Origin of the sequence: Nostoc sp. KVJ20, from assembly GCF_001712795.1 — a bacterium.
Lineage (GTDB): Bacteria > Cyanobacteriota > Cyanobacteriia > Cyanobacteriales > Nostocaceae > Nostoc.
Genome location: NZ_KV757707.1, coordinates 1 through 11898, shown reverse-complemented (window position 1 = coordinate 11898; position 11898 = coordinate 1). Strand labels below are relative to the sequence as shown.

The 11898-nt window shown below is 42.1% G+C and carries 5 protein-coding genes; 1 reads left to right on the top strand and 4 read right to left on the bottom strand.

What is annotated here, in order from left to right:
• Nucleotides 1-78: 78 nt before the first annotated feature.
• The gene (locus A4S05_RS30565; protein ID WP_069073534.1) at nt 79-1077 is read right to left on the bottom strand and encodes a helix-turn-helix transcriptional regulator; all 999 of its coding nucleotides are present in this window, start codon (nt 1075-1077) and stop codon (nt 79-81) included.
• A gap of 877 nt (nt 1078-1954) precedes the next feature.
• On the opposite strand from A4S05_RS30565, the gene A4S05_RS30560 reads away from it, so the two are divergent.
• Nucleotides 1955-2485 (top strand): DM13 domain-containing protein, encoded by a 531-nt coding sequence (locus A4S05_RS30560; RefSeq protein ID WP_069073533.1) that lies wholly within the window; start codon nt 1955-1957, stop codon nt 2483-2485.
• A 126-nt stretch (nt 2486-2611) separates the two neighbouring features.
• Here the strand turns inward: A4S05_RS30560 and A4S05_RS30555 are convergent, their stop codons facing one another.
• The 3 genes from A4S05_RS30555 to A4S05_RS30540 form a co-directional block, all read right to left on the bottom strand.
• Nucleotides 2612-5023 (bottom strand): single-stranded-DNA-specific exonuclease RecJ, encoded by a 2412-nt coding sequence (locus A4S05_RS30555; protein WP_069073532.1) that lies wholly within the window; start codon nt 5021-5023, stop codon nt 2612-2614.
• Between the two features lie 424 nt (nt 5024-5447).
• Nucleotides 5448-9140, bottom strand: coding sequence for a DUF4912 domain-containing protein (locus A4S05_RS43780; RefSeq protein WP_069073531.1), 3693 nt, complete (start codon nt 9138-9140; stop codon nt 5448-5450).
• A 916-nt stretch (nt 9141-10056) separates the two neighbouring features.
• Entirely contained in the window at nt 10057-11652 is a 1596-nt protein-coding gene (locus tag A4S05_RS30540) for a hypothetical protein (RefSeq protein ID WP_069073529.1), read from the bottom strand.
• Between the last annotated feature and the right edge of the window lie 246 nt (nt 11653-11898).

Genomic DNA, 11898 nt, shown 5'->3' with positions numbered 1-11898 from the left:
AATCAGTTTCAATAAACTACAGCAAAAATCGGTGTGGTAGAAGTCTCATCCGATAGATAGACGGAATTTTTTCGATAGCTAAACGGAATTTTTTCGCATTTTTTGGTATTCCTTGGGGTTCATGCCAAACTGTTTGCGGAATGCAGCCGCAAACGGACTGCGACTGTTGTAACCCATTGCATGAGCAATTTCGGTAATTTTCATCTCTCCTGTGTCTAGCAGTTGTCTTGCTTGTTCAAGTTTGTAGTGACGCAGATAGCCAAATACTGTTGTTCCAAAACAGGAACGAAAGCCGCGTTTAAGGGTGCATTCATTTAAACCAACTCGTCGCGCTAATTCATTCAAAGATAGTGGATTGTCCAACCGTTGCAGTAAAATTTCCCTAGCATGGTGAATTCTATCTACTACATCTGGTTGCAAAGATTGAATATTGCTTTTACCATCACGAATCTCAATCTCTTGCCCTAGAAGCATTCCCATTAGTTCTAGCACTTTCCCCTCTAAGTATATACGTTTAGCAATTCCTCGATAGGGACAATGCAAAATTTGCTGTGCAACTCTCTGCATGGGTAGGGTTGCAGTGCCACAGCGATGGTACTTTAGCTGATCATAGGGTCGAATTAAGTGCTGTAATTCTTTTGGTAGTTGACCTTCACTATTCCCAGCAAAGGAACGCAGGAACTCAGGCTGTATTGTAAATTCAACCTCAAGGAATGGCTGTTCATGATAAGATTCGGATTTTATTTTAGGAGTTAAACCACTGCCGTGGAAAATATACTGTCCGCCACGGATGGATGTATATTTATCTTCGTGTCCCCCTGAAAAATGGAAGTGGTAATGTAGCGAATGTTCTGTTTCTGGGCATTCAAAAATTGTGCGATCGCACAATCGCAAGTCACCAATGCATAGATCCAATCCTGGACGCAGTTGGATTTCCCGCCAGTAGCCCTTTCCCAGTAACCTTGGGTAATTATAGATCAGATCCAACCCATCATCGGGGTCTGGATGTTGGGAACTATCAACCTTTCCCTGATGCAGTAACTCATCGAAGGCTTGGTTGGAGATGGAGATGGTCATAGTTAATACCACTGAAATTAAAGTAAAATTTATAACAAAAATTTATACAAAAGGACTAAACCTAACTCAAATTTGCTTGGAGATAAATAAGAAATATTTCTAATATTGTTGCATAAAATTACTAGTACAATTACCTTAACCTCGCACTAATGGTCAGCGGGGTGTCTCGCAAAGAAGCCTTATCTCAAATTAAATACAACAACATTATGAAATTTTACCTAACTAAATGTAAAATTATAGGAATCCGCTTTGATTTCTGAACGAATTTGCGTAGACAGGCAATAGGCAATCTTGCTACAGGCAACAGTCAAGAAGGCTTCTTAGTTGTACTGAGTTTTTTCAGAAATCAAATATGAGTCTAGGACTTACGCATTGACAGAAAATACCAAATATGGGTTCTTTGAAAAAGCACGTCTGTCGTAGGGGTTTAGCATTGCTAAACCCCTACAGATGACCATCGAAGAACGATTAATAAAAGGCTGAAACGACCCATTTTCGTATATGCATACCATGATTAAGTTGTACAGTGCGTAAGTCCTAGAGTCCTATATACAACAATTCAATAAGTTTAGATTTTGCTGAGAAACCCATAAGAATTTTTTAAACAAAATCTCAGCTTTCTAGATATTAATCCTTATATATGGATAATTTTTAGACTAATTATTCAAGCAATAATTGCTTCAAAGCTCAACTCAAAAGCTAAGTAAGTCGGCGATAAAAAATCAAACTACATTAAGTAATGTAAGATTTTATTTAATTAGCTTTTAGTGAGGGCTTTAGCCCTTAAGAGAGGACTAAAGTCCCCACTATAAACCTTGAATTATTCACGCCGTTCTACTTATATTGTTGATTAATTAATTATTGAGGTATTTAAATCATGAAATTCAGAATTTTATTAATCCTAAGTTTTTCTTCTATTGTTATGGTTAGCTGTACTCCAGAAGTATCAAGTAATCAATCTAAGGAAAGTGCGATCGCTGTGAATACATCTGTTCCTACATCTTCAACTCCGGCGAAGTCTTTAGTCCCCTCAGCACAATCTCAAAGGTCAACTGCTACTAAGTCAGGCACTTTTGTTTCTGGAGAACATACAACTCAGGGAACAGTCAATATTACAACCAAAGACGGTAAATCATTTCTAGAGCTTGAACAGTCATTTAAAACCTCTGAATCAGGCCCGGATTTAGTAGTAATTTTGCATCGTTCAGATAATGTAATTGGTTCAACTAAGCCACCAGCTTATTCTTTAAAAAATGGAGATTATATCATTATTGCTCCATTAAAAAAATATAGCGGCGCTCAAACATATTCTATTCCTAATAATATCAATTTAGCGGATTACAAATCTGCCGCTATCTGGTGTCGCAAGTTCAATGCTACTTTTGGTGCTGCTAATTTGAGTAGTTAACTCATTCCCCGGCTTGAAGCTGGGGAATTTCGAGTCATTAGTCATTGGTGCTAATGACTAATGACTAAATCGGCGGGCGGCTATCCCGGACACCCCTCAAAGGGATGGGATTCCCGCCGATTTTCGTTAATTGTCGTAGCTGGCGATCGCAATAATAGTAGATAAAGGCACTTCCGCAAAATACTGTTGCTGAAATTGTTCTTCTCGGACAGCAGCTAAAAATCGTGCAACGGCTGCATCAGCAAGGTTTTCGGCACTATCGCTTGGATGCCAGGTGATTTGCAAAGAACGGTCTTGTCGTGTGACTGTAAACCCTAAATATTTTAAAGCTTTGATTCCGACAAGTAAGGTTTGGTCGCTGATGCCAATTTTCTCTAAAAGTTGTACGCGGGTAACTAGTTGATTTGTGCGACTGAGATATTTGGCAATTCCTACAAGAGTTAGCCAAATTTGATTAGGTGGTTGGTGCTTGGGTTTAGACCAAGCGATCGCTAATTGTTGCTGATTTTCAACCCCAGATCCAGAGCGGCTTGTCATTAAACATCGCCGCAACCACATACGTAAATCATCCCAATTAGTGGGACAATCTTCAATAATCCAGTGCTGAGTGCTGTTAGCGGTAGCTGCTGAGTATTCCTGATTTCGTAAATCTAGGATGAAGGGTGTTAGCGATAGCGGGGCGTTAAGTGCTGAATTAACAGAAGAACGCACAGCAATTAATCTGATTTCATAACGTTTTTTGAAGGTGTTGTAGTCTAATTCTGCTATGCAATCACACCTTCCTATGGGCAATTCATCTTTGTAGTGTCCCCACCATATACCAGGAAAAGCACTTCTGCTGGAATCATCTCGAATGTCAAACTCAGTTTTAATGTACTGTACCTTTTTTCCTTGCCAATCCTGCTGATTGCGATGCCAACTATTTTCAAACCAGCAGTTTTGAATTAGCAATTTTGGAACAGGATTACCCATTCCACAAGGTTCTAGTAGTTTCAGTTCTAAAAATAACTCTTTCCCCAAATCTGCGACTGTCACCGTCAAGTCTGCTTGTACGGTTGGTGTTAGAGTTGTGCTACCTAAAGTTTGCCGCAACTGCTGATTAATCGCCGCTGTAAATAAAGGAATATTTTCTACCAATAAACTCAAACCCGCTGCAAAGGGATGTCCCCCAAAACGGCGTAACAAATGTGCTTGGTCTTTTACCAATTGGTATAAATCGACCGAATTCACCGAACGGGCAGAACCACGAGCGACGAGGGATTGGGGATCGGGGATTAGGGATTGGGAAGAGTCTTCTCCAGTACCTAGTCCCCAGTCCCCAGTCCCCAATCCTTCCGTGCTTAACAAAATCGTTGGGCGACCTGTTTCTTGTGCTACCTGTCCGGCGACTAAACCCAATACACCCGCAGGCCATTGGGCATCTTCTAAGACTATGACGCTGGTGGTTGATAAGTCTAATTGGGTGAGTTTTTGCGCCACTTGTGCTTGCACATCTTTTTGTAAAGATTTGCGGCGGGTGTTGGCGAGTTCTGTAACTTCGGCTAGTTCGTTACAACGTTTGGCATCGCGGCTAGTTAATAATTCAACGCAGAAACTAGCATCACCTTGAATGCGGCTAACGGCGTTAATTCTTGGCCCCAAACCAAAGGAAATATCTGTGGGGCGATCGCCACTTTTCTGGCACAATTCTAATAATCGCCCTATCCCTGGACGCCGGCGTGCTGCTGGTGGCTGTTTAAAATCTTCTTGCAGTCGTTGAATTCCCATCTGTGCTAAGTAGCGGCAATCTCCACTTAACTGCACTAAGTCGGCAATTAATCCAACTGCAACTAAATCTAATAAATCCTCTAACGGATATTTTGCAACATTAGGCAGGGTTTGATACAGGGCTTCCACCAACTTATAAGCTACCGCCACCCCAGAAAGATTAAATAGCTGATGTTCCCTTGGTAAATAACGGGGATTGATAATCGCTGCGACGGGTGGGCGTTCGGCGGGTAGTGTGTGATGGTCTGTAACTATTACATCTATGCCTAACTGTTTGGCATAGATAATTTCCTCAAGGTTTGTGCTACCTGTGTCGCAAGTAACTATTAATTTGCAACCTTGTTTTGCTAAGTTATCAATCCCTTGTTCATTAAGTCCGTGGGATTCTTTCAGGCGATTGGGAATGTAGTAAATTAACTGAGTATTTTGAGCAAAAAACTGCCCCAATCCGTCCCAAAGTACAGATGTGGCGGTAATGCCATCGGCATCGAAGTCTCCCCAGATGGCAATTATTTCTTTAGTATTGCGTGCTTCTTGCAAGCGTGCGATCGCCAGCTGCATTTCTTGCCCAAACTCAAAGGGACTCTTTGGTTGATAAGCTTTATGGTTGACAAAAGCTGTTAATTGTTGATTATCTTTAATTCCTCTTTGCCACAACAATTGCGCTGCATACAGTCCACTTGATGCAGGTGTATACTGTTTCACTGCTTGGATAAACCACTCTGGTGGTTGTTCACTTGCAGATATAATCCACTGCTGTTGTTCTGGCATATAAATACATCTTGGTAATGAAGTCCAAACCCTGGATTTACCCCCCTTAATCCCCCCTTGCCAAGGCTACCGTGTATACACAACTCGAATTACCCCCCTTAATCCCCCCTTGGAAAGGGGGGAAACCGGAAAATCTAGTTCCCTCCCCTTTCCAAGGGGAGGGTTAGGGTGGGGTAAAACCCTGGTTAATCAGCTATTTCAGACTTGTGTATACACCGTAGCCTTGCCAAGGGGGGAAATATCTGGCTCTCCCCCTTGGCAAGAGTTAGAGGGGGTCAGAAGGACTTGTATGTACACCGTAGTCTTGCGAAGGAGGAGTTGGGGTCAGAAGGACTTGTGTGTACACCTTAGCCCCAGGGGATTAAGGGGAGCCAGTGCGGTCTTCCCCAAGTAGAGCATCTGGCGTGTGGGGTGCAGGGTAATGTTAGCTTTCGGAAGTTTCCTGGGAGAACCTCTTATGGATAGTTCTTGTGGATTCTCCATCAGCAGCTACCGTTATGAGATAGTCCATTAAACCATCTGAGAAGGGGAGACGTAAGTGGAAAGTACCATCGGGTTTGATTTTGATGGAATGACCACCAATGTTTACGCTTGTATTTGGTTGGGTTGCTCCGTGAATAATCAACTCAGCATCGGCCACAAACCAAAAATCCCCGTGGGGATGACTGAAGACACGAACGTTAGGTGAACGGGCTATGAGTAACCAGCGTAGTTTACCGCCGTAGGCATCGCCATTAGCGATATAGCCAATTTCAACCATGTAGTCGCGATCGCTAACAGGAATTGCCACAAAGCGATCGCGTGCTACCTCTTCACATTCATACTGCTGTACAAGCTGGGGACTTTGATAACTCAAGTCAATCTCAGTTACATCGTAGAGCCGCACTACCAATTGGGAACCACCCTGTTGATGCAGCATTTCCTTCTGAGCCGGGGAAATGTACCAAGATACATAAGCCCATTTGGGAGTGCGGGGTGTGAGCGCAATATAGCTCTCTTCTTCACTGCTCTCTTCTTCTACATCTACCAAATCAATAGCTGTTTCGCTTGTTAACGCTACATCTTCAACGGTGGGATCTGTGGTGGGATCTGGATAGACAGGACTGAAAACACGAACGATCGCTGACTGGGCGATGAATAACCAGCGTAGTTTACCGCCGTAGGCATCGCCATCAGCGACATAGCCAATTTCAGCTATGTAATCGCGATCGCTGATGGGAATTTCAACAAAGCGATCGTGTGCTGTCTCTTCACATTCATACTGCTGGACAAACTCAGGACTTTGATAACTCAGGTCTATCCCAGTAACATCATAGAGCCGCACTAGCAATTGAGAGCCGCCCTGTTGTTGCAGCGCTGCTTTCTTGGTTTCGGAAATCTCCCAAGAGACTTCAGCCCATTGAGAAGTGCGGGGTGTGAGTACAATACTGCTCTCTTCTTCACTGCTGTCTTCTTCACCGATCTCTTCTTGGACACCTACCAAGTCAATATCTGTTTCATCTGCAATTGCTACATCTTCAGCGATGGGATCTGGATATATCGGACTGAAGACACGAACAATAGCTGAACGGGCAATGAATAACCAGCGTTCGCCATCAGCAGCATAGCCAATTTCAGCTATGTAGTCGCGATCGGTGACGGGAATATCCACCAGACCATCGTCTGCTGTCTCTTCACATTCATACTGCTTTACAAGCTGAGGACTTTGATAACTCAGGTCAATGCCAGTCACATCGTAGAGCCGCACTACCAACTGATAGCCGCCTTGTTCTCGTAGCGCTGCTTTCTTGGCTTCGGAAATCTCCCAAGAGACATAAGCCAATGTATAAGTATGTGGTGTGAGCACAATATTGCTCTCTTCATCTGCATCTACCAAACTAATACCTGTTTCGGCTGCAATTGGCTCATTGTCAACCGTAGTATCAGTTTCTCCTTGGGCATCTGATCCCAAAGTGGTAGCCCAGGCTCCCATCCCTGCACCTGCTGCTAAAGCCGCAGCGGTGGCAAAGTCTGTGGAGTCAGCTTCAGCCACACCTTCCCCAATAGTCGGTTCTGCTGGAGATGTTTCTTCTGGAAAATCGATGGTGGGTTCGGCTGCATCCGCCACCACATTCAATACATCTTCTGGAAATGGAAATTCTGGCAAATTTAGCAGTGAGGATGTTTCTGTCGCTGACGGTTCCACATCATCTGCGACATCGGCTGCAACTTCCCCAGATTCCGGTAACGGAAATTCATCTACTGAGTCTTCAGTTGAGGTAATACTATCTAGCCAGTTCAATTCTGCCTGAAGTTCCTCATCTATCTGATCTTCATTAACTTCTGTGTCCCAATACGCAAAACTAGATGTTGCTTCTGGCACATCTGGTAATTCTGGAAGTGGGTCTTTCACCTCAGATGAAGGAAGTTCTACATCAGATGTTTCTTCTGGAATATTAGCCAGATGAGGATATGGAGTATTAACTACCGCAGCTGGGGCTTCTATGTCCCATGCAACTTCATCAGACTCAGGATTGCTGTCCTCAGTATAATTGTCTAGCTCAATTGTCTCATCAAGCGGGACTATTTCTGTTTCTTTGTTAGTAAAGGCAGGCCAGGTAGCCGCCCCGATACCCGTTGCTAGAGCCGCACCACCAGTTAAAGCTGCGGCTCCTAAGTTGTTATTGTTATTTTGCGATCCATTAGCAACACCTGAAGTTGTGCCTTCATACAGGTTAGAAGTGCCATTAGTTGCCTCTTGGACTAAATTTGATGTCCCCTGAGTAGCATTCTGGGTCAGGTCAGATTGTGTTTGAGCATAGATGTTGAAAGGAGTGCGATCGGGGGTTTCTTGCTCTTGGAATTGCGGTACTGGTTGCTCCTCAAGCATCGCTCCATTCAGGGAGGAAGCTGTGCTGGCATCGAGAACCGTTGTTTCTCCATCCTCTGTGTTGGGTGGATGAGGATTTGATTCTGGTAAGTTGTCTGTTTTCTCTGTGGGTAATGAGCGTTTTCCAAGAGTCCACCATAGTAAGCCTCCAGCTACACCCAGAAAAAAGACAGGTAGTAGCAACCAAATTGGTGTTTCTTTATTGACAATTGGACTGTTTTGTGCAGGTGCAGCCGCCACAAAGGGCTGTTCGCCAAATACAGAAGCACTGGCACTAGGGGAAGGCGTAGCTGCTGGTGTTGTCTCGGCACTGGGGGAAGCAGCTACAGCAGGTTGTAATACCCTGGTTGCGATCGCCTCTGCTTCAACAGTCATCGCTTGTTCTATAGCCTGTTGTCCTGGGGGTGCTAGGGTAAAGCCGAGAAAATCTACTGTGGTTAAGTTAGGATTTTTTTTGTAAACGTAAACTAAAGGTTGCGAGAAGGGATATCTAGCATCATCTGGCAAGGCTTGATGTAATTGCAGAACTCGCACATCTTTCAACTTCGATACCTGATTAGCTAATACATAGCTGATGCCATCTTTGCCTAGTTCTTTGATGACTTCTGCGGTATCATCCTCAGTTAGTTGGGTAGCATTGGCTCCTGTCGCAAACTCAGCCGTCTTAAAGGCTGGATAGGTACGAAAAGTATTGCGAGTTTCACTTGTATTAGGGTGATCGATTAACCTAATCTTCCCTGAAGACCCTCCCAGTTGTGACCAATTTGTAATTTGTCCCCGAAAAATCCGGGCGAATTGCCTACTAGTCAAGCTTCCTTTGAAAGGATTTTCTGCACCAACTACGATCGCAATCTTTTCACGGCGCAAGCGAACTTGCTCTAGTCCTTGGGCTTTTTCTGCTGGCGTCAATCCACGCCCCATTGCTACTATGTCAACTTTGCCATCTAGCAAATTTTTCAGTGCCGTATCAGTGCCGTTAGCAGCAACTTCAACTTTTGTGCCGGCAAACTGTTTTTCAAAACTTTCTTTCAGGCTTTGGTTGATTGCACCCAAGCTATTTGAACCGTCAATCCGCACTGTTGATCCATTCTGCACTGTTTGTGGCAGTGCAAAAGAGGGAGTTTCAGGTGTAGATTGTGCCAGCATGGGTTCTGATCCCATCAAAGTTGCTGCCATTGGGGTCGTAGCTAAGGCAACCCATAATACCAGCCTGACTATCGAAGTATCTTTTTTTTCTTGTTGCCACATATGCCCATTATTAAAGTAAAAAATAGAAAGCCTGCCAGTCCTAAATCGCGATCTTTTTAAGGATGATGGAGGAGACGCGCTAATTATACATCTGAGTTATCTTTAGTTCTAATTACTTCAAGTTACTTGTACTGTTTTATACTTCGTTTTAGCTTGCATAGGATGATAATTTATACTTTAATTGCCAAAGTCTGTTTACTATAAATTCTTCTAAGTTATATTGCAACTTATACCAAGTTAGTAGCTTATGGCCACAATTATGAATTATTGAATTACTAAAACTGGTAAAGTGTAGCAAATTCAATATTTTTTAACAATATTATTTTCAGTAGTACTGAGTTCTGAGTATCCTCTTGTCTTAAATAAGTACTCATGCAGGACTTACGCAAATAAAAGCCGAAATACCCTGCGGGTTTGCTGAAAGCGTTCTCGCACAGTGTAGCTGCTTCTCTAAGAGAGGCTGCGTCAACGCGTAGCTTGCTTCTTTGCAGGAGTATGTGTCTATTGAGTACTCCGCTTTGTTTTTTACGATTTAATTCATCCCCCGGCTTCAAGACGGGGGATTTCGAGTCATTGGTCACATTGGTCATTAGTCATTAGCACCAATGACTAAATCGGCGGGCGGCTATCCCTCCCATCCCTCGTTCGCGCAGCGTCTCTAAGAGTATGTTTGAAAAGTCCTCTTCTCGGTATCAAAAGTTTTAGATCCCCCTAAATCCACGCCAGTTGCTCATGGAGGAAACCCCCAAGACCGCACTGGCTCCCCTTAAAAAGGGGGACTTTAATTCCGGTTCCCCCCTTTTTAAGGGGGGTTAGGGGGGATCAACAAGTGCCTAAAATCACAGACAATTACTTTTCAAACATCCTCTAAGACTTAGGATGGGATTCCCGCCGATTTTCGTTGACGATTTACCTTTCAAAAAGCTTTTTTTATATTTTTTTTGCTGTGAGCAATCCTATCTGCGAAAAGATTAAAAAAATGTTCTGTCTGTGTATCTTCTCCACCCCAGCCAGGAATTTTATTGCCTATTCTAGTGAAAAAATCATAGATGATAAATTGAGCAATTTTTTTCTTTCTTCCTTTAGCAGAGTAAATAATTTGACAAGGATAGGCAAGTATTCCGAGAGTAGGGATTAAGCCAACAAAAAAGGCAACCCAAGGAATTTCATGCCTACTGAGCGCTGCTTGTAATATTCTCCAAGATGTATAAGCTGTTCGATAAACCGGGCCTCCTATAATTAGCCATGTAATGAAAATAAATTCATCAATTAGCCCTAATACATAAAGAAGTGGTATTAACAAGTATTCAATAATTTTGAAAAAGATTTTTATACCTAGATGAACGCTGAAATAATTTAAATAATCGCTAGTGCTTTCTTGCTTCAATTGTTGCAATAGACTATTAGCTTCTTCGTTCATTAGTTGTTTTCTATTTCGCCAATATTCGATCCTTTTAGCTATATAATTTCTGGCGATATTAGACCGATAGCGATGAGATGAGATAAATTTCCACAACTGATAGAAAAATTGTAAGTAAGGAACTTTGACGAGTTTATTGATAATAGCAACAGGTAAGTCTATGAAAAGCTTATACACTAATTGAACTATTATTCTTAGCAACTCTCGTCCGTACCAAAATAATGGGTGTTCAGAATACCATTGAACTTGTTGCTCGTCGATGACCCGTTTTTTGAATTGGTATTGAATACTGCGATCAACCCTCCTCATTGACTTCCATTTTTTTTGGTGAAACTCTAATTGGAAAACATACCCTAAAACTTCAGCATACTTTTGACTACCCAATTTATTTTCTAATTCATCCCTATATCTATTTAAATATCGGTTTAATTTATCCGTATCTACATCATCGAATAACGCCCTTCTATATTTTATTGATTTAGGCAAATAAAATGAAAAAAGTGCTAAGGGATTCAACCCAAATAAAGCTGGTACACCCGATTCTAAATCTATCCAAACAAAAACATAATTCCCTGGAGTATCGTTTGCTAATAAAAAATTATTTAAAGCTGTAGGTGTTCCTTTACCAGCTTGCCAAACTAGTCCATCAAGCCCTGCTGCAATTAATTTTTTCTGTAATGGCAGCATAATATCAGAGACTAAGGCATGTAATTCGTCTATTCGCTCGTCATTACAAGGCTGACGTAAAGCAACGTGTCTCCCTAAAATAAATTCTGTATCTAGTTGATAGGCTTTAAATTCATGATTCCAAGAGGTAGCGATCGCTTCTGCAACTTTTAAATTATCGCCGAACCAAAACTGGACTAATTCACGGATAATTTGACGACGAAAAAAAGCACATTTTATTGCATCTTCATTCCAAACATAAGGATTCGGAGAGCCAAAGAAAAAATAATGAATTATGCTAGCAATTTTGTCTGTATAAAATATTTTTCTTGCTATTAAACCTTCTTGACTAGAGACTAAAAATACCTGTCCTGACCTACCAGCCCCCAGCAATTTACCAGGAGAATCATGCTCTAATTGCGCCATTTAATTTATTTTTATCTTTGTTTTATCTGGGGAGCTAGCTAATTTCTAAATCCCTCTCCCACGCATAGGAGAAGGATTTATGATAAAAGCTTTTAATTTATGCAAAAAACTTACTTTTTGCGACTTGAAAATACTTAGAAGTTGTAGCCAACACCCAGTAAAATTCCTACATCAGTTTCATCGATAAAACTGATATTTACCCCACCCGTTGCTGTAATCTGTGGAGATATGGCGTTTACCAGTCTA